Source organism: Streptomyces sp. DSM 120436, from assembly GCF_055778765.1.
On the sequence record NZ_JBSKBS010000001.1, the window covers coordinates 4163457 to 4187502 of the forward strand.

A 24046-nucleotide genomic window follows, 5' to 3' on the forward strand; every position below is an offset into this window, starting at 1 on the left:
GGTGCTCATGCGTCCTTGGGCTCGACCCGGGCGACGACGACGTGCGGCCTGCCCGGGTGCGGGGCGGTGAACGCGGCGTACAGCGCCTCGTGGTCGCGGCCGTCGACCGTGCGGGCGGACCACCCGGCCGCCTCGAACCGCGCGGCGATCCCGCCCGGACGGGCGTAGGACGCCGAGGAGTTGTCGACGACGACCGTGTGCAGCCGGTCGAGGCCCGCGGGACCGGCGAAGGCGATCGCCTCGTGGTTGCTGCCCTCGTCCAGTTCGGCGTCCCCGATCAGCGTCCACACCGCGGGGCCGGGCCGGCCCTGCGCGCGCAGCCCCAGAGCCGTGCCCACCGCGATCGGCAGCCCGTGCCCCAGCGATCCGCTGCCGATCTCCACGCCCGGCACCAGCGTCCGGTCCGGGTGGTGACCGAGCGGGGAGTCGTACGAGCCGAAGCCGGGCAGCCAGTCCACCGGCAGGAACCCCTTGGCGGCGAGCACGGCGTAGTACGCCATCGGCCCATGGCCCTTCGACAACAGGAACCGGTCCCGCCCGGGGTCGTCCGCGCTCCCCGGGTCCACCCGGAGCACCCGGTCGTAGAGCACCCACAGCACGTCCAGCGTCGACGTCGCCGCCGGTCCGTGCTTCTCGTCACCGGTCATCAGCTCCATCAGGCCAGGGAGCTCGGTGTATCCGTACGTCTGTGTGTGCTGTTCGGTGATCGTCATGCTGTCGATCGTGCGACCTCAAGTAAACTTGAGGTCAAGTGTCACCCGGAGGTGTCGGGCGCGAGGAAACGGATGCGCGATCACCGCGCCGAGTGCGGTATGGTTTCCGTGCGCGTTCGGCCGGGGGAAACCCCAGGTCAGACGGGTAACGGGACGTGGCGCAGCTTGGTAGCGCACTTGACTGGGGGTCAAGGGGTCGCAGGTTCAAATCCTGTCGTCCCGACGTGACGGACGTCGGAGGCCGCTTCGGGATCACTCGAGGCGGCCTCTTTTCGTGTCCCTCCTCCCGTGCCGACCCCCCTCTTGTGCTCGACGCAGCCGGGCGAATCGTCCGCGTATGTCCTTGATGTCGCTTTCTCCGCTCTCTAACGTTCCGCCGGGAGACACCGTCGCGGTCCCGGACGTCCGCGGCACCGCCTGGGAAATGGGGTGTGGAGCGAGTGCACGCGAGGTGCGGACGTCACAGAAGGCCGCGACGCGCGCGGGCGCTGCTCGCCCTGACCGTGCTCGCCTCGACGCTCGCCGCCTGCGGCGGTGACGACGAGGGATCCCGCCCCACCCTCAACTGGTACAACTTCCCCGACGACTCCGGCGCCCTCCAGGAGGCCGCCGACCGGTGCAGCCGTGAGTCCGGGGGCCGCTACCGGATCGTCTACAACAGGCTGCCCCGCGAGGCCGACGGCCAGCGCGAGCAGCTGGTGCGCCGGCTCGCCGCCGAGGACGACTCCCTCGACATCCTCGGCCTCGACATCACCTGGGCCGCCGAGTTCGCCGAGGCCCGCTGGATCCGCGAGTGGACCGGCGAGAACGAGCGCCGGGCCACCGAGGGCACCCTCGAGGTGCCGCTGCGGACGGCGACCTGGAAGGACAAGCTCTACGCCGTCCCGTACAACACCAACATCCAGCTGCTCTGGTACCGCGAGGACCTGGTGCCCACCCCGCCCACGACCTGGGCCGAGATGCTGGACATGTCCCGCGACCTGGCCCGGCAGGGCAAGCCGCACTACGTCGAGATCCAGGGCGCCCAGTACGAGGGCCTCACCGTCTGGTTCAACTCCCTGGTCAACAGCGCCGGCGGCGCCATCCTCAACCCGAGCGCCACCGAGCCGTCCCTCGGTCCGCCCGCCGTGCGGGCCGCCTCGATCATGCGGGACCTCGCCCGCTCACCGGCCGCCGACCCCTCCCTGCCCAACCAGATGGAGGACCAGAACCGGCTGGCGATGGAGTCGGGGGTGGCGGCCTTCGAGGTCAACTACCCCTTCGTCTATCCGTCCATGAGGAGCAACAACCCCGAGCTGTTCGAGCACTTCCGCTGGGCGGTCTACCCCCGCGTGGACGCCGACCGCCCCTCCCGGCCCACCATCGGCGGCATCGACCTCGCCGTCAGCGCCTACTCCCGCCACCCCGACCTGGCCTTCGACGCCGCCCTGTGCCTGCGGAACCGGGAGAACCAGCTCGCCGCGGCGCTCAAGGGCGGACTGCCGCCCACCCTGCGCGCCCTCTACGACGAGCCGGAGTTCATGAAGGAGTACCCCTTCTCCAAGGAGGTCCTGGCCTCCCTGGAGTCGGCGAGCGTACGGCCGCTCACCCCCGCCTACCAGAACGTGTCGATCGTCGTCTCGCACACCCTGTCCCCGCCCTCCGACATCGAGCCGGAGAGCGCGGTCTCCACCCTCAGGGAGCAGATCGACGAGGCCCTGCGATCCGAGGGTGTGATCCCGTGAGCACCATGGCAGAGCCGGCGAAGGACGAGACGAAGGCCAAGAGGGCGCCGTCGGCCGGCGCCCGGCAGGAACGGCGGCTCGGCTGGCTGCTGTGCGCGCCGGCCGTGACCGTCATGCTCGCCGTGACCGCCTACCCGATCGGCTACGCGGTCCACCTGTCCCTCCAGCGCTACGACCTGCGGTTCCCCGACCGCGCCGAGTTCATCGGCCTGAGCAACTACGGGGCGGTGCTGACCTCCCCGTTCTGGTGGGACGCCTTCTGGGTCACGCTGTTCCTCACCGTCGTGTCCGTCGCCATCGAGCTGGTCCTCGGCATGGGCCTCGCCCTGGTCATGCACCGCACGATCTTCGCGCGCGGCACGGTCCGCACCGCCGTCCTCATCCCGTACGGCATCGTCACCGTCGTCGCCGCGTTCTCCTGGCAGTACGCCTGGACCCCCGAACTCGGCTACCTCGCCGAGCTGTTGCCCAGCGGGGAGGCCCCGCTCACCGAGCAGTGGCCGGCGCTGTGGCTGATCATCCTGGCCGAGGTGTGGAAGACCACCCCGTTCATGGCGCTGCTGCTGCTCGCCGGCCTCGCCCTGGTCCCCGAGGAGACACTGAAGGCCGCGATGGTCGACGGAGCCACCCCCTGGCAGCGGTTCACCAAGGTGATGCTGCCGCTGATGAAACCGGCGATCCTGGTCGCCCTCCTCTTCCGCACCCTGGACGCCTTCCGGATCTTCGACAACATCTACGTCCTGACCGCGGGCGCCCACGGCACCGGATCCCTGTCCATCCTCGGCTACGACAACCTGTTCACCGCGCTGAACCTGGGCATCGGGTCGGCGATCTCGGTCCTGATCTTCCTCTGCGTCGGGATCATCGCCTTCACCTTCGTCAAGCTGTTCGGCGCCGCCGCACCGGGCGCGGAGGTGAAGCGCTGATGGCCGCCGCAGGCAGGTCGCACGCGACGCGATGGGGCGTCGTCAACGTCGTGGTGGTGCTGTACGCCCTGTTCCCGGTGTGGTGGATCGTCGCCCTGTCGTTCAAGGACCCCAGCACCCTCACCGACGGCAACTACATCCCCACCGACTGGACCCTGGAGAACTACCGGGGGATCTTCCGGACCTCCGAGTTCACCCGCGCCCTGGTCAACTCCATCGGCATCGCCCTCATCGCCACGGTGATCGCCGTCATCCTCGGCACCATGGCCGCCTACGCCGTGGCCCGGCTGCGGTTCCCCGGCAAGCAGGTGCTCATCGGGATGTCGCTGCTGATCGCGATGTTCCCGCCGATCTCCCTGGTGTCCCCGCTGTTCGACATCGAGCGGCGCATCGGCATCTTCGACACCTGGCCCGGGCTGATCATCCCGTACATGACCTTCTCGCTGCCGCTGGCGATCTACACGCTGTCGGCGTTCTTCCGGGAGATCCCCTGGGACCTGGAGAAGGCCGCCAAGGTGGACGGGGCGACGCCCGCCCAGGCGTTCCGGATGGTCATCGTGCCGCTCGCCGCGCCGGGCGTGTTCACCACCGCCATCCTCGTGTTCATCTTCTGCTGGAACGACTTCCTCTTCGCGATCTCGCTGACCTCCACCGAGTCCGCGCGCACGGTGCCCGCCGCGATCGCGTTCTTCACCGGCAGCTCGCAGTTCCAGCAGCCCACCGGATCGATCGCCGCGGCCGCCGTGGTGATCACCGTCCCGATCATCATCTTCGTCCTGCTCTTCCAGCGGCGGATCGTCGCCGGCCTCACCTCCGGCGCGGTCAAGGGATGAGCCCGACGGCAAGGAGGCAGCATCCATGGCCGAGATCGTCCTCGAGGGAGTCACCAAGCGCTATCCCGACGGTTCCCTCGCCGTGCGGGACGTGGACCTCGACATCGCCGACGGCGAGTTCGTGATCCTGGTCGGCCCGTCCGGGTGCGGCAAGTCGACCACCCTGAACATGATCGCGGGCCTGGAGGACATCACCGAGGGCACCCTGCGCATCGGCGGGCAGGTCGTCAACGACCTCGCGCCCAAGGAGCGGGACGTGGCCATGGTGTTCCAGAGCTACGCCCTCTACCCGCACATGAGCGTGCGGGAGAACATGGGCTTCCCGCTGCGGCTGGCCAAGGTGGACAAGGACACCGTCGACCGCAAGGTCGAGGAGGCCGCCCGGGTGCTCGACCTCGTCGAGTTCCTGGACCGCAAGCCGGCCAACCTCTCCGGCGGACAGCGCCAGCGGGTGGCGATGGGCCGGGCCATCGTCCGCGACCCCAAGGCGTTCCTCATGGACGAACCGCTGTCCAACCTGGACGCCAAGCTCCGCGTGCAGATGCGCACCCAGATCTCCCGCATCCAGCGCCGCCTGGGCACCACCACCGTGTACGTCACCCACGACCAGACCGAGGCCATGACCCTCGGCGACCGGGTCGTCGTGATGCGCCAGGGTGTGGTCCAGCAGGTCGGCACCCCCGCCGAGCTCTACGACACGCCCCGCAACCTGTTCGTCGCCGGCTTCATCGGCTCCCCGGCGATGAACTTCCTCCAGGCCTCCCTGACCCCGGACACCCTGCACACCCCGCTCGGCGACCTGCCGCTGGACGACCGCATGCGCCGGGAGCTCCAGCGGCGGGACGCGCCCCGCGAGGTCATCGTAGGGCTGCGGCCCGAGGCGTTCGAGGACGCGAGCCTGGCCCGCGACACCAGCGGCCCGGTCGTCACCGTCACCGTGGACGTGCTGGAGTCCCTGGGATCCGACGCGTACGTCTACTTCAGCGCCGAGGGCGGCCCGGTGAGCACCGCCGAACTGGACGAGCTGGCCACGGACTCGGGCCTGAAGGACACCGGCGCCGGGGCGGACCAGCAGATCGTGGCCCGGCTGGACGCGGCCACCCGCGCCCGGGAGGGCGCGCCCGTCGAGCTGCGCCTCGACCTGTCGAAAGCGCACGTCTTCGACCCGTCGGACGGGGCCAACCTCACGCACTCGCAGAGCTGATCCCGCTCCGTCCGGACCGCTCCGAACGGGACGGTCCGGACGGCGGTACGCCTCAGACCACGCAGCCCGCGTGCGCCAGCGCCTGCTTCAGCAGCACCCCGTGCCCGCCCGGCATCTCGCTCTGCACCGCCCGCGACACGGCCTCCTGCGGGGTGAACCACACCAGGTCCAGCGCGTCCTGCCGGGGCCGGCAGTCACCCGTCACCGGCACGATGTACGCCAGCGACACCGCGTGCTGCCGGGGGTCGTGGAACGGGGTGATGCCCTGGGTGGGGAAGTACTCCGCGACCGTGAACGGCTGCAACGACGCCGGCACCCGGGGCAGCGCCACCGGTCCGAGGTCCTTCTCCAGATGACGCAGCAGCGCGTCGCGGACCCGCTCGTGGTGCAGCACCCGGCCGGAGACCAGGGTCCGGCTGACCGTCCCGTCGGGCCCGATGCGCAGCAGCAGACCGACGCTGGTGACCTCACCGCTGTCGTCCACACGCACGGGGACGGCCTCGACGTACAGGATCGGCATCCGGGCGCGTGCCTGCTCCAGGTCGTCGGAGGACAGCCAGCCCGGCGTGGTCTCGGTCATGTCAGACATTGCTTGATCATACTTTCGAGGGTCAGGGCTTCACGGCCACCGCGCCGTACTGGGGCACCACCGGAGGGGAGCCGGGCTCGGCGCGCCACTGCGAGCAGGAGACGAGACCGGGCTCGACCAGCTCCAGTCCGTCGAAGAACGCGGCGATGTCCGCCGCGCCGCGGGCGGTGATCGGGGGAGTGGCGTTCGCGTTCCAGAACTCCATGGCGGGGACCTGGAGTTCCCCGCCCACCTCGGGGTCGAAGGTGGGGTGGGTGAGCGCCAGGAAGCTGCCGGGGGGCACGACCGCCATGATCCGGTTCACGATCTCCCGGGCCTTGTCCGTGTCCGGCACGAAGTTGAGGATGCCGAGCAGCATCACCGCGACCGGCCGGGAGAAGTCCAGCGTCGCGGACGCCCGTTCCACGATGACGTCCGGGTCGTGCACGTCGGCGTCGATGTAGTCGGTGGCGCCCTCGGCCGTGCCGGTCAGCAGCGTCCGGGCGTGGACGAGGACGATCGGGTCGTTGTCGACGTAGACGATCCGCGCGTCCGGCGCGATGCGTTGCGCGATCTCGTGGGTGTTGTCCGCCGTCGGCAGTCCGGTGCCTATGTCGAGGAACTGCCGCACCCCGCGGTCGCGTGCCAGATACGTCACCGCGCGGCCCAGGAACTCCCGGTCCGCGCGGGCGATGTCCCGGATGAGCGGGATGATCGACGCGACGTGGTCCCCGACCTGCTGGTCGACCTCGTAGTTGTCCTTGCCGCCGATCCAGTAGTTCCACACGCGCGCGTTGTGCGCCACACCGGTGTTCAGCCTCGCCGAGCCGCTCGTCGGGGTGTGGCTCTCGCTCAACGGTCTCTCCCTCTCCCTTGCCCGCGTCCGGCCCGTGCGGGCCGACCCGGCCATTGTGCATCGCGGTGATCAGGTTGTCCCGGGAACGGAACGGGCCGCCCCGTGGAACGGGGCGACCCGGAGGGAAGCTGAGCGGGTGTCAGCGGGCCGCGGCTCTGCGCAGGGTGTCCTCGGCGACGTCCTCGTCGAGCGCCGCGCGCACCAGGGCCGAGGACGGCACGGCCGGTTCCGTCCCGTCCGGGAGGCCGAGCAGCCGGTCCGGGCCCTGCGGCAGCCCCAGTCGCCCGGCGCCCGGCAGTGCCTTGGCGTCCACCCGGGGGACCGTCTCGGGCCACACCGCCTGCACCTCGCGCAGGAAGACGGCCGCGCCGGAGGGACCGGTGCCGGGGAACTCCCGCGGCGGACGGCGCAGTCCGTTCACGTCGCCGTCCGCCTCGGCGCGCAGCCGACGCAGGTCGCCGCCCCAGCGGTCGAGCAACAGCTCGGCCGCCTCGCCGAGTTGGGCGGCGGTGCGCTCGTCGTAGCGCCGGTAGCCGCCCCGGCCGAGGGCGTCGACCCGCTCCCGTCGGCTCGCGGCGGCCGTCCGGCGGGGGTCGCGCAGCCCCGCCGCGTGCAGGGCGCGGGCGGTGGCCACGGCGACCGACCCCCGGATGCGGGCGCTGAGCAGATGGGCGAGCACCAGCAGCCGGTACAGCGACTGCGGGGTGTTCCGCAGGGCGATGCCCGCCTCGTGCGCGTACGTCTCGCCGTGCGCGTCGACGAGGGCGCGTACCACGGTCCGCCCGTCGTCGCGGCCGGCCACGGTCACGCCTTGAGCGGGTCGTGGCCCAGGCTCATCAGACGGTGGCGACGGTCCGCGTCCTCGGCCGCCGGCTCGTTCTCCAGGTCGGTCTCGCCGGTGACCGTCTCCACGACCTCCGCCATCACCCGCAGGTCGTCCTCGGTGAGATCGGTGCGGCGCTTCTGCAGGATGGCCAGGACGTGCTGCCCGGTCTCGCTGCCCGCCCGGTCCGGCAGCGGCTCCGTCGTCTCGCCGGCGTCGCTGACCCGCAGCCAGGCGGCCAGCTCGGCCGACGTCATGTTCACCACGCGGTGGAAGTCCTCCCACAGCGCGTCCATCTCGAGGGCGTCGCTCATCATGTGCCCCTTCGTTCCCGTACGTCGTGCGCCCGGGGGCGTCTCAGGACTCCCGCGGGTGGTTCTCCGCCTCGAACATCCAGCGCTGCTTCTCCAGGTCGGCGGTGACGGAGATCAGCAGGTCCTGCGTGACCAGGTCGGCCTTCTCGGTGGCGTCGATACGCTCACGCAGCCGCGTGATCGCCGCGCCCAGGGCGTCCGTCATCACCTCGACGGCCTCCGAGTCGCGCAGCCAGCCCTCCGCGGGCGCCGGCAGGGAGAAGACCTTGGCGATCGTCTCCGGGCGGCCGTCCGGCGGCACGCCGAGCGCCGAGGCGCGCTCCGCCACCGTGTCCGCGTGCGTGCGCGCGGCCGAGACCACCTCGTCGAGCTGCAGGTGGACCGAGCGGAACCGCGGCCCCACGACGTTCCAGTGCGCCTGCTTGGCGATCAGGGACAGGCCGAGCAGGTCGACCAGGGTCTCCTGGAGGGCCTCGCCGGAGATCCGGCGGGCCTCGTCCGGAAGTGTGCTCCTCACGACGGTCATGAAGTGGTGTTCCTCCCAGTTGATGCGCTCGTGGCGCGGGGGCGGGGCCCGCGTGCGACGCCGCCGCGCGGGCCGCGCTCCGCGACCACTCCGTGAACGCGCGGGTACCCCGGCCCACCGGGACAAACCCGGCCGGCGGCACGGGAGGACCGGCCGTGACCTCCGGGATCTTCCCCGGGAGGGGCCGGGCGGTCTATAGTCCGAAACTAGCGGTGCTAATTAAGTGAGCCGCCGATCGGCAGCCCGGCCGTCGGCTTCCGGATCAGGAGTCCCCGTTGCGTCCCGTCCACTTCGCGGCCGCCCGCCGCACTCCCCTCGGCAAACTGCGCGGAGCCCTCTCCGGCGTCCGGCCCGACGACCTCGCCGCCGCGGTGATCCGCGGCCTGGTCGCCGACGTGCCCGCGCTGGACCCGGCCCGCGTCGACGACGTCTACTGGGGCGCCGCCAACCAGGCCGGCGAGGACAACCGCAACGTCGCCCGCATGGCCGCCCTGCTCGCGGGCCTCCCCGAGTCCGTCCCCGGCGCCACGGTCAACCGCCTGTGCGCCTCGGGCCTGGAGGCCGTCACCACCGCCGCCCGCGCCATCGCGGCCGGCGAGGCCGACATCGTGATCGCCGGCGGCTCCGAGTCCATGAGCCGCGCCCCCTTCGTGCTGCCCCGCCCCGACGAGGCCCTCCCGCACCGCATCGAGACGCACGACACGCGGCTCGGCTGGCGGCTGGTCAACCCGGCGATGAAGGAACTGCACGGCCTGCTGGCCATGGGCGAGACCGCCGAGGAGGTCGCCCGCCGGTACGGCATCACGCGCGAACGCCAGGACGAGTTCGCCCTGCGCAGCCACCGGCGTGCCGCCGAGGCCCGCGGACACGGCCACTTCGACGACGAACTGCTGCCGGTGACCCGACCGGACGGCGTGGTCGTCGACGCCGACGAGTGCGTCCGCGAGGACACCTCCCTCGAGAAGCTCGGCCGGCTGAAGCCGGTGTTCCGCGCCGGGGGCTCGGTCACGGCGGGCAACGCCTCCCCGATGAACGACGGCGCCGCCGGGCTGATCCTGGTCAGCGAGCAGGCCCTGGACGACCTGGGCCTGGAGTCGCTCGGCCGCTACGTCGCCGGCGGCTCCGCGGGCGTCCACCCGGACGTCATGGGCATCGGCCCCGTCCCCGCCACCCGCAAGGTGCTCGCCCGCGCGGGATGGGACATCGGCGACGTGCAGGAGGCCGAGTTCAACGAGGCGTTCGCCGCCCAGGCCCTGGCCTGCGTCGACCAGCTCGGCATCGACCCGGAGCGGGTGAACCCCGACGGCGGCGCCATCGCGCTCGGCCACCCGCTGGGCTGCTCCGGCGCCCGCATCCTCACCACCCTGCTGCACCGCATGCGCCGCACCGGCGCCGGACGGGGCCTCGCCACCATGTGCGTGGGCGTGGGCCAGGGCAGCGCGGTGCTGGTCGAACGGGACTGACGGACGGCCGCCGCGGCGGTCACCGGGCGGGACGCGCCGCACCGGCGGCCGGTGCACGCACGTACCATCGGTCGCCGCATGAACACCACGACCCTCTGGAACCTCACCGGCTGGGAATTCGCCGCGCTGGCCTTCGCGGCCCTGCTCGTCGGGTTCTCCAAGACCGCCGTCAGCGGCGCGAACACGGTGAGTCTCGCCGTGTTCGCCGCCGTCCTGCCCGCCCGGGAGTCCACGGGCGTGCTGCTCCCCCTCCTGATCGCCGGGGACGTCCTCGCCGTGCTGACCTACCGGCGGCACGCCCACTGGCCCACCCTGTGGCGGCTGTTCCCGGCCGTCGCGGCGGGCGTGGTCGTCGGCACCGTCTTCCTGATGTGGGCGGACGACGGGATCGTACGGACCTCGATCGGGGCGATCCTGCTGCTGATGGCCGGGGTGACGATGTGGCGCCGGCGCCGCGCCGACGCCGAGGCGGAACCCGACGGCGTCACCACCCGGACGGGCCGCGTCAAGGCCCGCTCCTACGGCGTCCTCGGCGGCTTCACCACCATGGTCGCCAACGCGGGCGGCCCGGTGATGTCGATGTACCTGCTCTCCGCGGGCTTCCGGAAGCTGGGCTTCCTGGGCACCTCGGCGTTCTTCTTCCTCATCGTCAACACGTCCAAGCTGCCGTTCAGCGCGGGACTCGGCCTCATCGACGCGGACTCGCTGCTGCTGGACGCGGCCCTGGTGCTGTTCGTGGTGCCCGGCGCGTTCCTCGGCAAGTGGGCGGTGGCCCGGATCGACCAGCGGTTCTTCGAGCACCTGGTCATCGCGGCGACGGTGGTGGGGGGACTGCAGCTGTTGCTGCGCTGAGCGGGCGGGGGTCAGGAGCCGGACGGCCGCCCCGTCCTGCTCCGCACTGCGGCCGGCTCCGGCAGGGGATCCGGGGCGTCCGCGGGGCGGCGCCGGGACGACTGGGCCGGTGCGGGGCCCGAGGCGTGTTTTCCCGCCCTGCTGCCCCGCGTGGCGGCCGGAGCCGACGGGAGGGCCGCGTGTCCGTGAGGTGCGGCCGGCCGGACCGTGTCGCGCGCGGCCGGCCCGGGCGGCCGTTGGGGCCGCCGGTCCGCTCGGCCGTCGGCGTCCGTGGCCGCGGACGGCTCCGCGTGTCCGTGATGCCGGTGCCGGCGTTCGGCCGGTCCGGGTTCAGGGGCCGGGCGGGCCGCCCGGTGTCGTCGTCTCCAGGCGGTCGGGTGTCTTGAGGTGCCGTGACGTGTGGCGGGGCCGGTGAAGGTGGCTCGGGGCCGCCGCGCGGCCGACCGTCGCGGCCAGCTTGCGCAGGCGGCGCCAGTCCAGCCGGGGCGGGCCCGGGGCGACACCGGGCCGTCTGCGCGGCACGCGGACCCGCAGCGCGCCCGCCGCGATACGGCAGCGCACGGGCGCGGGCAGCACCATCGCCTCGCCGTCGACACCCGCCTCGATCTCGTCCCGGTCCGCCTCGACGACCACCTCCGGCGCCGTCAGCACCGTCAGCCCCGCCGGGTCCGGGTTCAGCAGCAGCGCGGCGGCGCTGATCGCACCTTCCACCTTCACCCCGAGGACGCCCAGCGTCCCCGAGTCCAGCCGCTCCCGCCGCCCTAACCCGAACGGGTCGCCGGTGCGGTACGGGTTGTTGCTGACCAGCACCGCCTGCGGCGCGGTCAGCGTGGTGTCCCCGGCGCGGGCGACCAGCCGGGGCCCCTGCTGCCCGGTGAGCAGGTCCGGCAGCATCTCCAGACTCGTCCCGAGCTTGTCGTCGCGGTACGCGGGACTCTGCACGATCGCCGCGTACGCGCCGAACGACGCGTTGTTCACGAACGGCTGGTCCCCGGCGAACCCGAGGTCGACCCGGAGCTCCACCCCGTCCGTCAGCGCGTCCAGGCACGCCGCCGGGTTCCCCCGGTCCAGACCGAGGTCCAGCGCGAAGTGGTTGCGGGTGCCCGCGCTGATCACCAGGAACGGGATGTCGTGCTCGGCGGCCACGGCCGCGACCAGCGCCTGGGTGCCGTCGCCGCCCGCCGCGCCCAGCAGGTCCGCGCCGTCCGCCACGGCGGCCCGCGCCAGCTCCGTGACATCGTGCTGCCTGCCCGGCTCCAGCAGCACCACCCGCGCGCCCAGCCGCTCCGCCTTCTCCCGCAGCCGGAACCGGCCCACCTTGCCGCCGCCCGACCGCGGATTCATGATCAGCACAGGCTTCCGGGGCGGCGGCAGCCGCCGCTCCCGCACCGGGGTGTGCCCGCCGGTCCCGCGCAGCGCGTACCTCCCGCTCCACACCGCCAGACCCCACAGCGCCAGCGACACCAGCAGCGCCCAGAACAGCGTCACCGCGAACAGCGCCAGCAGACCCGCCGGAACACACACCGCGACCAGCGCGGCCCCCCACCGCAGCGGCCCGCGCAACGTCAGCGTCCACCACAGGGCCGCCGCGCTCAGCCCCAGCCCGGCCGCCCCCAGCACCAGGAGCAGCAGTCCGCGCAGCCCGCCGTAGACCAGGGGGGTCGCCACCGCGAGCGCCGCCGCGAGCAACGCCCCCCGCGCCGCCCACCGTTGGGCGTGATAGCCCCGCATGCTCCAGTCCACGGCCATGACTCCTTAGGTCGCCCGGCGTCATCGTAGGGCGAAGACGCACAGGCGTGCGGGCCGACGGCGATCATCGGCGGGCGGGCCGCCGCCGGGTGTCCGGGCCCCGGCCCGTACGCTCGGCGCATGTCCCCGCACGTGCTGATTCTCGGCGGTACCACCGAGGCGCGCAGGCTCGCCGCCGCGCTGGCCGCCCGCCCCGGCACCCGGGCCACCACCTCGCTCGCCGGACGCGTGACCCGGCCGGGCGCGCTCGACGGCGAGGTGCGGGTGGGCGGCTTCGGCGGCCCGGAGGGACTGGCGGCCTGGCTGCGCGAGGAGGGCGTGGACGCCGTCGTCGACGCGACCCACCCGTTCGCCGCGACGATCACCGAGAACGCGGCCCGCGCCACCGCCGCCGCGCGGGTGCCCCTGCTGGTGCTGCGCCGCCCCGGCTGGCAGCCCGGCCCCGGCGACCGCTGGCACCCGGTCCCCTCCCTGGAGACGGCCGCCGCCCTGCTGCCCGGACTCGGGCGCCGGGTCTTCCTGACCACCGGGCGTCTCGGCCTCGCCGCCTTCGCCGGACTCGCGGAACTGAGCTTCGTCGTACGGTCGGTCGAACCCCCCGAGCCGCCCCTGCCCCCGCACACCCACGTCGTGCTGGCGCGCGGCCCGTTCAGCGTGGCCGACGAGACGGCCCTGCTGCGCGAGCACCGCGTCGACGTGCTGGTGACCAAGGACAGCGGCGGCGCGGCGACCTCGGCGAAACTCACCGCCGCCCGCGACCTCGGACTCCCGGTCGTCGTCGTCCGCCGCCCGCCCCTGCCCGACGGCGTCACCGCGCTCCCCGACGTGCCGGCGGTGCTGCGCCGGCTGGACGGCGTCCTCGCGCGGACCCGCGAGACCTAGCGGTCGCCGGGGGAGCGGCGCAGCAGATACGTGTCCATGATCCAGCCCTTGCGCTCCCGCGCCTCGGCGCGCAGCCGCTCGATGCGCGGGGCGGCCTCGGCGACCGGACCGGAGACCAGGATCTCGTCCGGGGTGCCGATGTAGGCGCCCCAGTAGATGTCCACGTCCTCGCCGGCGAAGGCGCGGAAGCGCTGGTGGGCGTCCAGCATCACCACCACGTCGTCCACCCCCGCGGGGAAGCCCTCCTCCGCCAGCCGCCGTCCCGTGGTGATCTGCACCGGACGCGCCACCCGGTTGAGGCCCGTGCGGTGCCGGGCGACGAGGGCCGACACACTGCTGACGCCCGGTACGACGTCGTGGTCGAAGGCGACCGTGCCCCGCTCCCGCACCTCCTCGAGGATGCCGAGCGTGCTGTCGTACAGCGCAGGGTCGCCCCACACCAGGAACGCGCCGGTCTCGTCCTCGCCCAGCTCCTCGGTGATCAGCCGCTCGTAGACGTCGGCGCGGGCGCTGCGCCAGTCGCCGACGGCGGGGGAGTAGGCGGCGCCGCCCGCCGAGCGGTCCCGCTCCGGGTCACGCGCCTCGACGACGCGGTACGCGCGGTCCGCCAGGTGTGTCTCCAGCATGTCCCGGCGCAGCCGGGTCAGGTCCGCCTTCGCCTCGCCCTTGTCCAGGAGGAAGAACACGTCCGTGTCCCGCATGGCCTTGACCGCCTGCAGGGTGAGCTGGTCGGGGTCGCCCGCGCCGATACCGATCACATGAAGAGTCCGCACGCCCCGAGTCTGCCGCACGCCCCCGGACGCGCCCGCACCGCACCCGGATCAGGCGGCGCCCCGCAGCCGGGGGGCACGCGCGCCCGGGTCCGGCGGACCGGCGTCCCCGCGCTCCACCTCCGCCGCCAGCTCCCGCGCCCAGGCGATCACCCCGGGCAGGTCGATCCCGTGCGGCCGGCTCCCCGCGCCCGCCGCCCACTCCTCGGCGGCGCCCGCCCCGCGCCGCAGCAGCCGCGCCCCGCCGGTCGCGTTCCCGCGTGCGGCGTGCGTGAGCCCGACGGCCATCTGGGCCAGCCCCCGCCACAGCTCCCGCTCCTGCTCGGGACCCGACTTCCAGGCGTCCTCGAACACCTCGTGCGCGTGGAACGGCTTGCCCTGGTCCAGCAGCCGCTGCGCCTCGGCGACGCTCTCCTCCGGCCGCCGCACCACCCCTTCCGGCTGCCGGGGCACGCCCTCCTCGCCGTAGGGCAGGGGCCGCCCGAGTCCGTCCCTCGGGCGCGCGTTGCGCGCCCGTCCCTCCTCGTCGCGGTCGCGCCCGGGGACCGCGCGGCCGGTGGATCGGCTGTCCGTGGATGTGCTGTCCGTGGTGCCCATACGGCCGATTGTGCCCCGGCTCACCGCACCGCTCACCGCACCGCTCATCGCCCGGCTCCCCGCCCGGCTTCGGTCAGGCGCCGGGTGTGCGGTACAGTGCTCATCGCGCGATCACGCGGTTCACCCGCGCGACGCGCACCGGGACGTGGCGCAGCTTGGTAGCGCACTTGACTGGGGGTCAAGGGGTCGCAGGTTCAAATCCTGTCGTCCCGACTTGCGACGCAGCAGGTCGTCGGGCCGTATCGGAGCTCTCCGATACGGCCCTTCCCGTAGGGGCCGTCTCAGCGGAGCGTGATCCGGGCCGTCACCGGCAGGTGGTCGCTCCCGGTGGCGGGCAGGGCGCGGAGGAGGCCGACGGTCGCCGAGCGGGCCATCACCTGGTCGATCCGCACGAGGGGCAGCCCGGCGGGGAAGCTGAACGCGAACCCGCGTCGCGGCACCTCCAGCCGGGACGTCAGTGGCGCCAGACCCCGGTCGTCGACCGTGCCGTTGAGGTCGCCCAGCAGGATCACCCGGTCCAGCGGCTCGGCCGCCACCGCCCGTCCCAGCAGTGCGGCGCTCTCGTCCCGCCGGGCGGACGCCAGGCCCCCCGGCCCGATCCGCACCGACGGCAGGTGCGCCACGTACACCGCGACCTCGCCGTGCGCAGTCCCGGCCACCGCCCGCAGCCCCCGGCTCCACGGCCCGGTGAGGTCCGCCGGCTTGATGTCCACCGCCCGCGCGCCGCTCAGCGGGTACCGCGACCACAGCCCGACGGTGCCCCGCACCACGTGGTGCGGATAGCGCGCGCCGAGGGCCCGCTCGTACGCCGGCAGCGCGTCCGGCACCAGCTCCTCCAGCGCGATCAGGTCCGCGTCCGCGGCGGCGAGGGCGCGGGCGGTGTCCGCCGGGTCGGGGTTGTCGTCGGCGACGTTGTGCTGCACCACGACCAGGTCGCGCGGCCCGGCCGCGTCCGCGGGCAGCAGCAGCCCGCCGAAGAGGTGGGTCCACACCGCGACGGGCAGCAGCACGGCCACCAGTGCGGCGGGTGCTCGGCGCAGCAGGCCGTGGAGGAGCAGAGGGACGACCGCGAGGCCGAGCCACGGCAGGAACGACTCCAGCAGGCTCCCCAGCCGGCCCGGGGTGTTCGGTACCGCGCGGTGGAACGCCAGCAGCCCCGCCGTCAGCACGGCGAGGGCCGCCGGCACCCGCCCCCGTACCGGACGGGAGGTCACGAGGTCCACCGCCGCTCCCTTCGCTCGCCCCGGTGATCGGTCCGGGTGACCGATCCTGATGACCAGGACGAGCCGGGGCCGCCTTCCGGTTCACGGATTCACGGTCTGACCAGCAGCTGGAAGTCGAAGGAGTACCGGGAGGCGCGGTAGATGTGGCTGCCGTACTCCACCGCCCGGCCCGTGTCGTCGTAGGCGGTGCGCCGCATGGTGAGCAGTGCCGCGCCCTCCTCCTCGTCCAGGCGGGACGCCTCCTCGGCGGTCGCCGAGCGGGCCCCGACCGTCTGGCGGGCGCTGTGCAGGGTGATGCCGGCCGCGCGCATCATCCGGTACAGGCCGGTCGCCTCCAGCCGGGCGCCGTCCAGGTCGAGCAGGCCCGCCGGGAGGTAGTTGCCGAGCAGGGCGACCGGCAGGCCGTGGGTGCGGCGCAGCCGCTCCAGCACGATCACCTCCCCGCCCTCGGGAAGACCCAGGGCGGCGGCGACGCCGGGCGGGGCCGGGACGGTCTCGTTGCGGACGACCTCCGTGGTCGGGGCCTGCCCGGCCGCCTCCAGGTCGTCGTAGAGGCTGGTCAGCTCCAGGGAGCGGCGCACCTGGCTGTGCACCACCTGCGTGCCCACCCCGCGCCGCCGCACCAGCAGCCCCTTGTCGACCAGGGACTGGATGGCCTGGCGGACGGTGGGCCGGGACAGGCCGAGGCGCACGGAGAGGTCCACCTCGTTGCCCAGGAGGTCGCCGGGCGCGAGCACCCCGTTCGAGATCGCCGCTTCGAGCTGCTGGGCGAGCTGGTAGTACAGCGGCACCGGACTGCCCCGGTCCAGGACGAAGTCCAGGGAGTGCGGCGCGGGGCCGGCCGCGGCGCGTGCGGGGTCACCGGTCTTCGCCATGGACGTGCCTTCCTGTCGGGGCTCCGGGGCGGGGCGCGGGGGACGGGTTCACAGGTGGCGGCGGCGCCCGGCGACCTGGGCGTCGTAGCGTTCGCGGGCCTTTCGCGCGGGCTCGCGGGTGGCGACCTCCGCGACCGGCACGTCCCACCAGGCCTCGGCCGGGGGAGCGGTCGGCGTCGGGTCGGTCTCGACGTGGACGCAGGTCGGGCGGTCCGAGGCACGGGCCTCGGCGAGGGCGGTGCGCAGCTCCCGCACCGTCTTGGCGCGCAGCACGTCCATGCCGAGGCTGGCCGCGTTGGCCGCGAGGTCCACCGGCAGCGGGGCGCCGGTGAAGGAGCCGTCGGGGGCGCGGAACCGGTAGGCGGTGCCGTAGCGCTCGCCGCCGGTCTCCTCCGACAGGCCGCCGATGGAGGCGTAGCCGTGGTTCTGCACCAGCACCACGTTGACCGGCAGGCCCTCCTGGACGGCCGTGACGATCTCCGTGGGCATCATCAGGTACGTGCCGTCGCCGACCAGCGCCCAGACGGGCGTGCCGGGCGCGGCCTGCTGGACGCCCAGCGCGGCCGGGATCTCGTAGCCCATGCAGGAGTAGCCGTACTCCAGGTGGTACTGGCGGGGGCTGCGGGCGCGCCACAGCTTGTGCAGGTCGCCGGGGAGCGAGCCGGCCGCGTTGATCACCACGTCGTCGTCGCCGACCACCGCGTCCAGCGCGCCGAGCACCTGCGTCTGGGTCGGCACGGCGGTGTCGTCCTCGGCCCGCAGGGCGGCCGCGACGACCTCGTCCCAGCGTTCCTTCCCGGCCCGGTACTCCGCCTCGTACGCCGCGTCCACCCGGTACCCGGCCAGCCCCTCGGCGAGCCGCTCCAGGCCGGTGCGCGCGTCGCAGACCAGGGTGCGCGCGGCGAGCTTGTGGGCGTCGAAGCCGGTGATGTTGAGGTTCACGAACCGCACGTCCGGGGCGCGGAACAGGGTGCCGGAGGCGGTGGTGAAGTCGGTGTAACGGGTGCCGACGCCGATCACCACGTCGGCGTCGCGGGCCAGCGCGTCGCTCACCGCGGTGCCGGTGTGGCCGATGCCGCCCAGGTCGGCGGGGTGGTCGTGGCGCAGCGAGCCCTTGCCGGCCTGGGTGGAGGCGACCGGGATGCCGGTGGCGTCCACCAGCGCCCGCAGCGCGTCCTCGGCCTCGCTGTGGTGCACCCCGCCGCCCGCGACGATCAGCGGCCGCCTCGCCGCCCGCACGGCCGCCACGGCCGCGTCCAGTTCCACCGGGTCCGGGGCGGGCCGGCGCACCGTCCACACCCGCTCGGCGAAGAACTCCTCCGGCCAGTCGTACGCCTCCGCCTGCACGTCCTGCGGCAGCGCGAGGGTGACGGCGCCGGTCTCGGCCGGGTCGGCGAGCACCCGCATCGCGTTCAGCGCGGACGCGATCAGCGCCTCGGGGCGGGTGATCCGGTCGAAGTAGCGGGACACCGGGCGGAGCGTGTCGTTGACCGACACGTCGGCCTCGACGGGGTGCTCCAGCTGCTGGAGCAGCGGGTCGGCGGCGCGGGAGGCGAAGTAGTCGCCGGGCAGCAGCAGCACCGGCAGCCGGTTGATCGTGGCGAGCGCGGCGCCGGTGACCAGATTGGTCGCGCCGGGGCCGATGGACGTCGTCACCGCCTGCGCGGAGAGCCGGTCGAGCTGGCGGGCGTACCCGACGGCCGCGTGCACCATCGCCTGCTCGTTGCGGCCCTGGTGGTACGGCATGACGTCGCGGTACTCGACCAGCGCCTGCCCGAGACCGGCGACGTTGCCGTGGCCGAAGATGCCCCAGGTGCCCGCGATCAGCCGGCGGCGCGCGCCGTCCCGCTCGGTGTACTGGGCGGCCAGGAACCGCACCAGGGCCTGGGCGGTGGTCAGTCGGCGGGTGGTGGCGCTCATGCGGACCTCTCCGGTGCGGTGTAGAGGGGGAGTCGGGGGTCGACGGGCTGCTCGGGCCAGGTGTCGCGGATCCAGGCGTGGTCGGGGTGGTCGCAGATCAGCCAGGCGCGCTCGGCCCCGGGTCCCGCCATGACGTTGAGGTAGTACATGTGGTGGCCGGGCACCGCCATGGACGGCCCGTGCCAGCCGTCCGGGATGAGGACGACGTCGCCGTCGCGCACCTCGGCCAGCACGTCCGTGTCGCGGCCCGGACCGGACGGGGAGACCCGCTGGTAGCCGAGGCCCGGCGTGCCGTCGTGGGCGGCGAACTCGAAGTAGTAGATCTCCTCCAGCACCGACTCCTCGCCCGGCCGGTGCTCGTCGTGCTTGTGCGGCGGGAAGGACGACCAGTTGCCGCCCGGGGTGAGCACCTCGACCGCGATCAGCTTGTCGCACTCGAAGACGCCCGCGGCGCCGAAGTTGTTGACCTGCCGGGAGCAGGTGCCGGTGCCGCGCAGCTCCACCGGCACGTCCGAGGCCGGCCCGTAGCGCGCGGGCAGCCGCCGGGCGCAGCGGGCGCCGGTCAGCGCGAACCGCCCGCCGGCCGCCGAGGACACGGTGACCCGGGCGTCGCGCGGCACGTAGGCGAAGTCGGTCACGCCGTCGAACACGCTCGTCCGTCCGGTGAGTCCGAACTCCTCGTGGCCGAGGTCGTCGTCCGAGGCGACCGTGCACCCGCCGCTCAGCGGCAGCACGATCCACTCGCTGTCACCGGTGTCGAAGGCGTGCGTGCCGCCCGGCGCCAGCTCGAGCACCCGCAGGCTCGAGTGGTCCCAGCCGGCGGTCCGCGGACTCACGTCCACGGAGTAGGGGCCGGCGGCGGCCTTGCCCGCGGGAAGGTGATGGGTCATGGGTGCCTCCGTCTGCGTCCGTCGTCGTACGGGCTGGTCACAACAGGCCGACGGCGGTGTCCACCGCCGTCTCCACGCTGCCCTCGGCCGGGTAGAGCAGGGAGCGGCCGACGACCATGCCCTGCACGGTGGGCAGCCGCAGCGCCTTGCCCCACCGCTCGTAGGCCGCCTCCTGGTCGCCGACCTCGCCGCCGAGCAGCACCACCGGCAGCGTCGAGCTGCGCAGCACCTCCGCCATGTCGTCCACGTCCTCGGTGACCGGCAGCTTCAGCCAGGTGTAGGCGGAGGTGCCGCCCAGTCCGGAGGCGATGGCGATGGACCGGGTCACGGCCTCGGCGGACAGGTCGTTGCGGACGCGTCCGTCCACCCGGCGGGAGAGGAACGGCTCCACGAACACCGGCAGCCGGTGCGCGGCCATCGCGTCGACGGCGCGGGCGGCGGACTCCAGGGTGGCGAGCGAGCCGGGGTCGTCGTAGTCGATCCGCACCAGCAGCTTGCCCGCGTCGAAGCCGAGCCGGGCGATGTCCTCGGCGCGGTGCCCGGTGAAGCGGTCGTCCATCTCGAAGGACGCCCCGGCCAGGCCGCCGCGGTTCATCGAGCCCATGACGACCTTGTTCTCCAGCGCGCCGAGCAGCAGCAGGTCCTCCAGGATGTCGGCGGTGGCCAGCACCCCGTCCACGCCCGGCCGGGACAGCGCGACGCACAGGCGTTCCAGCAGGTCGGCCCGGTCGGCCATGGCCAGGCGCCGGTCGCCTATGCCGAGCGCGCCCCGGGCGGGGTGGTCGGCGGCCACGATCATCAGCCGTCCGCTGTCGCCGATCAGCGGACGGCGGGCCCGGCGGGCGGCCGCCTCGGCGACGGCCTCGGGATGCCGGGCGCGGACCGTGGTGAGGTCGGGGATGCTGAGATTCAAGGAAGGGCTCCGTTCAGGACTGGCTCGGCCGGCCCGCCGCGTCCGGCTCCACGGCCCGCGCGAGGAGGTCCGCGACCTCCTGCCCGGTCGGCATGGCGGACGAGCAGGACAGGCGCGAGGCGACGAGGGCGCCGGCCGCGTTGGCGTGGCGCATGGTCCGCTCCAGGTCCCAGCCGGAGAGCAGACCGTGGCAGAGCGAGCCGCCGAAGGCGTCGCCGGCGCCGAGGCCGTTGACCACCTCGACCGGCACCGGCTCCACCTCGGCCCGGGCGCCGTCCCGGTGCACGGCCAGCACGCCCCGCGGACCCTGTTTGACCACCGCCAGCTCCACCCCGGCCGCCAGCAGCGCCTCGGCGCACGCCTCGGGCTCGCGCACCCCGGTGGCGACCTCGCACTCGTCGAGGTTGCCCACCGCGACCGTGGCGTGGCGCAGCGCCTCGCGGTAGTACGGACGGGCCTGGTCCGGGTCCCGCCAGAACATGGGACGCCAGTCCAGGTCGAAGACGGTGGTGCCGGCCTTGGCCCGCGCCTCCAGGGCGTGGAGGGTGGCGGTGCGGCTGGGCTCCTCGCTCAGGCCGGTGCCGGTGATCCAGAAGACGCCGGCCGCGCGGATCGCGGGCAGGTCCAGCTCGTGCGGGTGGATCTCCAGGTCGGGGGCCTTGGGACGGCGGTAGAAGTAGAGGGGGAAGTCGTCCGGCGGGAAGATCTCGCAGAAGGTGACGGGGGTCGGGTGGGCGGCCACCGGCGTCACCCAGCGGTCGTCCACGCCGAAGTCCTTCAGCGCCTCGTGCAGATAGGCGCCGAAGGGGTCGTCGCCGGTGCGGGTGATCACCGCGGTGGAACGGCCGAGCCGCGCCGCGGCCACCGCGACGTTGGCGGCCGAACCGCCCAGGAATTTCCCGAACGTCTCCACTTGCGACAACGGCACCCCGGTCTGCAGGGGATAAAGATCGACCCCGATGCGACCCATGGTGACCAGGTCGAAATACTGTGGTGTGTCGGCCATTGAGCGACGCTCCTCGAGCTGCTGGGGATGCGGGTGCCAGGGCGCCCTGCCACGGTGGGACGTGCTTGTGGGACCTGCCGCCTTCCAGGTGTAGGTCTCGAGGGGCGGCGGTGTCAATAGTTTGTACTTACATTCGGACGAGCGCGTGAAATGATGTCTTAACAAAGTATTGACAGCAGGCGGTTTCGGGGATTGGATCGCGTCCCAGCAGAACCGCCGTGTGTGATGGCACACACCCCCGGACTCCCGAGGTTCCGGGCACCGGACTCTCGGACTCCTCGCCCTTTCCCCCGTGAAGCACAGTGAGGTGCAGGACTGATGGACCGCTCTTCCCACCCCCGCTCCCGCAGAGTCGCACCCTTCGTCGCGGCCGCGGCGGCAGCCGCCCTGACCCTCGCCGGTTGCTCCAGCGGTTCCGGCGGCAAGAAGGCCGAGGAAGGCGGAGCGGACGCCTCGGCCGGCAAGGCCTCGACGCCTCGGATGACGGTCGCCCTGGTCACCCACCAGGCGCCCGGTGACACCTTCTGGGACATCGTCCGCAAGGGCGCGCAGGCCGCCGCCGACAAGGACAACGTCAAGCTGATCTACTCGGCCGACCCGAACGCGGGCAACCAGGCCAACCTGGTGCAGAACGCCATCGACCAGAAGGTCGACGGCATCGCGGTCACCCTGGCCAAGCCGGACGCGCTCAAGGGCGTCATAGCCAAGGCCGAGGCGGCCGGCATACCCGTCGTCGGCCTGAACTCCGGACTGAGCGACTGGAAGGACCTCGGGCTGCTGCAGTTCTTCGGGCAGGACGAGACCGTCGCGGGCGAGGCGTTCGGCAAGAAGCTCAACGAGGTCGGCGCGAAGAACGCGGTCTGCGTCGTCCAGGAACAGGGCAACATCGGTCTCACCCAGCGCTGCGCCGGCCTGGAGAAGACCTTCGAGGGCAAGACGCAGGTCCTCAACGTCAACGGCACCGACATGCCGTCGGTGAAGTCGACCATCACCGCCAAGCTGAAGCAGGACACCTCCATCGACTACGTCGTCACCCTCGGCGCGCCCTTCGCGCCCACCGCGGTGCAGTCCGTCGAGGAGGCCGGCAGCAAGGCCAAGGTCGCCACCTTCGACCTGAACAAGGAGCTGACCGGCGCCATCCAGGACGGCGACATCCAGTTCGCGGTGGACCAGCAGCCCTACCTCCAGGGCTACCTCGCCGTCGACGGCCTGTGGCTCTACAAGAACAACGGCAACTACAGCGGCGGCGGCGAGCAGCCCGTCCTGACGGGCCCGGCGTTCGTCGACAAGTCCAACGTCGAGGCGGTCTCCGAGTTCGCCGCGAAGGGCACCCGGTGATGAGCATGGCCCAACAGGCTGAGCCGGCGGCGACCGTGCCGCCGGCCTCCGGCCCCGAGAAGCAGAAGGACGGCCGCACCGCGCGGCGCCCGCTGGCGCTGCGGCTGCTCGCCCGGCCCGAGGTCGGCGTGTTCCTCGGCGCGGTCGCCGTCCTGGTGTTCTTCCTGTTCGCCGCCCCGCCGGTGCGCGACGGCAGCTCGATGGCGAACATCCTGTACCAGTCCTCGACCATCGGGATCATGGCGCTGCCCGTGGCGCTGCTGATGATCGGCGGCGAGTTCGACCTCTCGGCCGGCGTCGCCGTCGTCACCTCCGCGCTCACCGCGAGCATGCTGAGCTACCAGCTCACCCTGAACGTGTGGGCGGGTGTGATCGCCGCCCTCGTGGTGTCCCTCGCGGTCGGCTTCTTCAACGGCTGGATGCTGGTGAGGACCGGACTGCCGAGCTTCCTGGTCACCCTCGGCACCTTCCTGATCCTCCAGGGCGTGAACCTCGCGGTGACCAAGCTCGTCACCGGCAACGTCGCCACCGACAGCATCGCCGACATGGACGGCTTCGACCAGGCCAAGGCGCTCTTCGCCTCCAGCTTCGAGGTCGGCGGCGTCCAGGTGAAGATCACCGTCATCTGGTGGCTCGTCTTCGCCGCCCTCGCCACCTGGGTCCTGCTGCGCACCAAGTACGGCAACTGGATCTTCGCGGTCGGCGGCAACAAGGACAGCGCCCGCGCGGTCGGCGTCCCCGTCACCTTCACCAAGATCTCCCTGTTCATGCTGGTCGGCTTCGGCGCCTGGTTCGTTGGCATGCACAACCTGTTCTCCTTCAACACCGTGCAGTCCGGCGAGGGCGTGGGCCAGGAGCTCATCTACATCGCCGCGGCGGTCATCGGCGGCTGTCTGCTGACCGGCGGCTACGGCTCGGCGATCGGACCGGTCTTCGGGGCCTTCATGTTCGGCATGGTGCAGCAGGGCATCGTCTACGCCGGCTGGAACCCCGACTGGTTCAAGGCCTTCCTCGGCGTGATGCTGCTCGGCGCCGTCCTCATCAATCTGTGGGTCCAGCGCACGGCGACCCGGAGGTGACC

Annotated in this window: 24 protein-coding genes and 2 tRNA genes; 11 read left to right on the forward strand and 15 right to left on the reverse strand. The window is 73.1% G+C overall.

From position 1 onward, the window contains the following. Positions 1 to 5: 5 nt before the first annotated feature. A complete protein-coding gene (locus tag ACWH4W_RS18480) occupies positions 6 to 713 on the reverse strand; it encodes a transketolase (RefSeq protein ID WP_473076820.1) in 708 nt (235 codons plus the stop codon). A gap of 149 nt (positions 714 to 862) precedes the next feature. Between ACWH4W_RS18480 and ACWH4W_RS18485 the strand changes: the two genes are divergently transcribed. The 5 genes from ACWH4W_RS18485 to ACWH4W_RS18505 all read left to right on the forward strand — a co-directional run bounded on the left by ACWH4W_RS18485 (position 863) and on the right by ACWH4W_RS18505 (position 5400). Beyond that, positions 863 to 936, forward strand: a tRNA-Pro gene (locus ACWH4W_RS18485). Between the two features lie 280 nt (positions 937 to 1216). Further along, the gene (locus tag ACWH4W_RS18490) at positions 1217 to 2437 is read left to right on the forward strand and encodes an ABC transporter substrate-binding protein (protein ID WP_473076821.1); all 1221 of its coding nucleotides are present in this window, start codon (positions 1217 to 1219) and stop codon (positions 2435 to 2437) included. Between the two features lie 5 nt (positions 2438 to 2442). After that, a complete protein-coding gene (locus ACWH4W_RS18495; RefSeq protein ID WP_473077542.1) occupies positions 2443 to 3363 on the forward strand; it encodes a carbohydrate ABC transporter permease in 921 nt (306 codons plus the stop codon). Continuing rightward, entirely contained in the window at positions 3363 to 4196 is an 834-nt protein-coding gene (locus ACWH4W_RS18500; RefSeq protein WP_473076822.1) for a carbohydrate ABC transporter permease, read from the forward strand. The genes ACWH4W_RS18495 and ACWH4W_RS18500 overlap by 1 nt, the downstream gene beginning before the upstream one ends. Before the next feature lie 25 nt (positions 4197 to 4221). Then, positions 4222 to 5400, forward strand: coding sequence for an ABC transporter ATP-binding protein (locus tag ACWH4W_RS18505; protein WP_473076823.1), 1179 nt, complete (start codon positions 4222 to 4224; stop codon positions 5398 to 5400). A gap of 52 nt (positions 5401 to 5452) precedes the next feature. On the opposite strand, the gene ACWH4W_RS18510 is transcribed toward ACWH4W_RS18505, so the two are convergent. The 5 genes from ACWH4W_RS18510 to ACWH4W_RS18530 all read right to left on the reverse strand — a co-directional run bounded on the left by ACWH4W_RS18510 (position 5453) and on the right by ACWH4W_RS18530 (position 8487). After that, positions 5453 to 5989 (reverse strand): NUDIX hydrolase family protein, encoded by a 537-nt coding sequence (locus ACWH4W_RS18510; protein ID WP_473076824.1) that lies wholly within the window; start codon positions 5987 to 5989, stop codon positions 5453 to 5455. Positions 5990 to 6011: 22 nt separating this feature from the next. Beyond that, complete coding sequence (locus ACWH4W_RS18515) at positions 6012 to 6824, reverse strand: SAM-dependent methyltransferase (RefSeq protein ID WP_473076825.1); 813 nt, start codon at positions 6822 to 6824, stop codon at positions 6012 to 6014. A gap of 139 nt (positions 6825 to 6963) precedes the next feature. Continuing rightward, positions 6964 to 7632 carry an endonuclease gene (locus ACWH4W_RS18520; protein ID WP_473076826.1) on the reverse strand — a complete coding sequence of 223 codons (669 nt, stop codon included), beginning with the start codon at positions 7630 to 7632 and terminating at the stop codon, positions 6964 to 6966. Further along, positions 7629 to 7961: a DUF3140 domain-containing protein gene (locus tag ACWH4W_RS18525; RefSeq protein WP_473076827.1), complete on the reverse strand. Its 333-nt coding sequence runs from the start codon at positions 7959 to 7961 to the stop codon at positions 7629 to 7631. The genes ACWH4W_RS18520 and ACWH4W_RS18525 overlap by 4 nt, the downstream gene beginning before the upstream one ends. 43 nt (positions 7962 to 8004) lie before the next feature. Then, positions 8005 to 8487: a Dps family protein gene (locus ACWH4W_RS18530; protein WP_473076828.1), complete on the reverse strand. Its 483-nt coding sequence runs from the start codon at positions 8485 to 8487 to the stop codon at positions 8005 to 8007. 275 nt (positions 8488 to 8762) lie between these two features. On the opposite strand from ACWH4W_RS18530, the gene ACWH4W_RS18535 reads away from it, so the two are divergent. Together ACWH4W_RS18535 and ACWH4W_RS18540 are read left to right on the forward strand one after the other, a co-directional pair. Then, the gene (locus tag ACWH4W_RS18535) at positions 8763 to 9950 is read left to right on the forward strand and encodes a thiolase family protein (protein WP_473076829.1); all 1188 of its coding nucleotides are present in this window, start codon (positions 8763 to 8765) and stop codon (positions 9948 to 9950) included. 78 nt (positions 9951 to 10028) lie between these two features. Beyond that, positions 10029 to 10802, forward strand: a complete 774-nt coding sequence (locus ACWH4W_RS18540) for a sulfite exporter TauE/SafE family protein (RefSeq protein ID WP_473076830.1) — start codon at positions 10029 to 10031, stop codon at positions 10800 to 10802. 330 nt (positions 10803 to 11132) lie between these two features. Here the strand turns inward: ACWH4W_RS18540 and ACWH4W_RS18545 are convergent, their stop codons facing one another. After that, complete coding sequence (locus tag ACWH4W_RS18545) at positions 11133 to 12551, reverse strand: diacylglycerol/lipid kinase family protein (RefSeq protein ID WP_473076831.1); 1419 nt, start codon at positions 12549 to 12551, stop codon at positions 11133 to 11135. Between the two features lie 120 nt (positions 12552 to 12671). Between ACWH4W_RS18545 and ACWH4W_RS18550 the strand changes: the two genes are divergently transcribed. Beyond that, positions 12672 to 13433 carry a cobalt-precorrin-6A reductase gene (locus tag ACWH4W_RS18550; protein WP_473076832.1) on the forward strand — a complete coding sequence of 254 codons (762 nt, stop codon included), beginning with the start codon at positions 12672 to 12674 and terminating at the stop codon, positions 13431 to 13433. On the opposite strand, the gene cobF is transcribed toward ACWH4W_RS18550, so the two are convergent. Next, positions 13430 to 14206, reverse strand: a complete 777-nt coding sequence (gene cobF, locus ACWH4W_RS18555) for a precorrin-6A synthase (deacetylating) (RefSeq protein ID WP_473076833.1) — start codon at positions 14204 to 14206, stop codon at positions 13430 to 13432. The two genes, ACWH4W_RS18550 and cobF, sit on opposite strands and share 4 nt — an antisense overlap. Positions 14207 to 14254: 48 nt before the next feature. After that, positions 14255 to 14800 carry a DUF309 domain-containing protein gene (locus tag ACWH4W_RS18560; RefSeq protein WP_473076834.1) on the reverse strand — a complete coding sequence of 182 codons (546 nt, stop codon included), beginning with the start codon at positions 14798 to 14800 and terminating at the stop codon, positions 14255 to 14257. 139 nt (positions 14801 to 14939) lie between these two features. Between ACWH4W_RS18560 and ACWH4W_RS18565 the strand changes: the two genes are divergently transcribed. Then, positions 14940 to 15013: transfer RNA gene (locus tag ACWH4W_RS18565), tRNA-Pro, on the forward strand. Between the two features lie 68 nt (positions 15014 to 15081). Here the strand turns inward: ACWH4W_RS18565 and ACWH4W_RS18570 are convergent. The 6 genes from ACWH4W_RS18570 to iolC form a co-directional block, all read right to left on the reverse strand. Then, positions 15082 to 16023: an endonuclease/exonuclease/phosphatase family protein gene (locus tag ACWH4W_RS18570; RefSeq protein WP_473076835.1), complete on the reverse strand. Its 942-nt coding sequence runs from the start codon at positions 16021 to 16023 to the stop codon at positions 15082 to 15084. Positions 16024 to 16112: 89 nt separating this feature from the next. Continuing rightward, positions 16113 to 16898: a GntR family transcriptional regulator gene (locus tag ACWH4W_RS18575; protein ID WP_473076836.1), complete on the reverse strand. Its 786-nt coding sequence runs from the start codon at positions 16896 to 16898 to the stop codon at positions 16113 to 16115. A 48-nt stretch (positions 16899 to 16946) separates the two neighbouring features. Next, the gene (gene iolD, locus ACWH4W_RS18580) at positions 16947 to 18818 is read right to left on the reverse strand and encodes a 3D-(3,5/4)-trihydroxycyclohexane-1,2-dione acylhydrolase (decyclizing) (RefSeq protein WP_473076837.1); all 1872 of its coding nucleotides are present in this window, start codon (positions 18816 to 18818) and stop codon (positions 16947 to 16949) included. Next, complete coding sequence (iolB, locus tag ACWH4W_RS18585) at positions 18815 to 19708, reverse strand: 5-deoxy-glucuronate isomerase (RefSeq protein WP_473076838.1); 894 nt, start codon at positions 19706 to 19708, stop codon at positions 18815 to 18817. The genes iolD and iolB overlap by 4 nt, the downstream gene beginning before the upstream one ends. 37 nt (positions 19709 to 19745) lie before the next feature. After that, the gene (locus ACWH4W_RS18590; RefSeq protein WP_473076839.1) at positions 19746 to 20621 is read right to left on the reverse strand and encodes a Cgl0159 family (beta/alpha)8-fold protein; all 876 of its coding nucleotides are present in this window, start codon (positions 20619 to 20621) and stop codon (positions 19746 to 19748) included. A gap of 13 nt (positions 20622 to 20634) precedes the next feature. Beyond that, on the reverse strand, positions 20635 to 21627 hold the full coding sequence (gene iolC / locus ACWH4W_RS18595) for a 5-dehydro-2-deoxygluconokinase (RefSeq protein ID WP_473076840.1): 993 nt from the start codon (positions 21625 to 21627) through the stop codon (positions 20635 to 20637). A gap of 318 nt (positions 21628 to 21945) precedes the next feature. Between iolC and ACWH4W_RS18600 the strand changes: the two genes are divergently transcribed. Both ACWH4W_RS18600 and ACWH4W_RS18605 read left to right on the forward strand, forming a co-directional pair. After that, positions 21946 to 22965 (forward strand): sugar ABC transporter substrate-binding protein, encoded by a 1020-nt coding sequence (locus ACWH4W_RS18600; protein WP_473076841.1) that lies wholly within the window; start codon positions 21946 to 21948, stop codon positions 22963 to 22965. Continuing rightward, on the forward strand, positions 22965 to 24044 hold the full coding sequence (locus ACWH4W_RS18605; protein WP_472089201.1) for an ABC transporter permease: 1080 nt from the start codon (positions 22965 to 22967) through the stop codon (positions 24042 to 24044). The genes ACWH4W_RS18600 and ACWH4W_RS18605 overlap by 1 nt, the downstream gene beginning before the upstream one ends. Positions 24045 to 24046 lie beyond the last annotated feature (2 nt).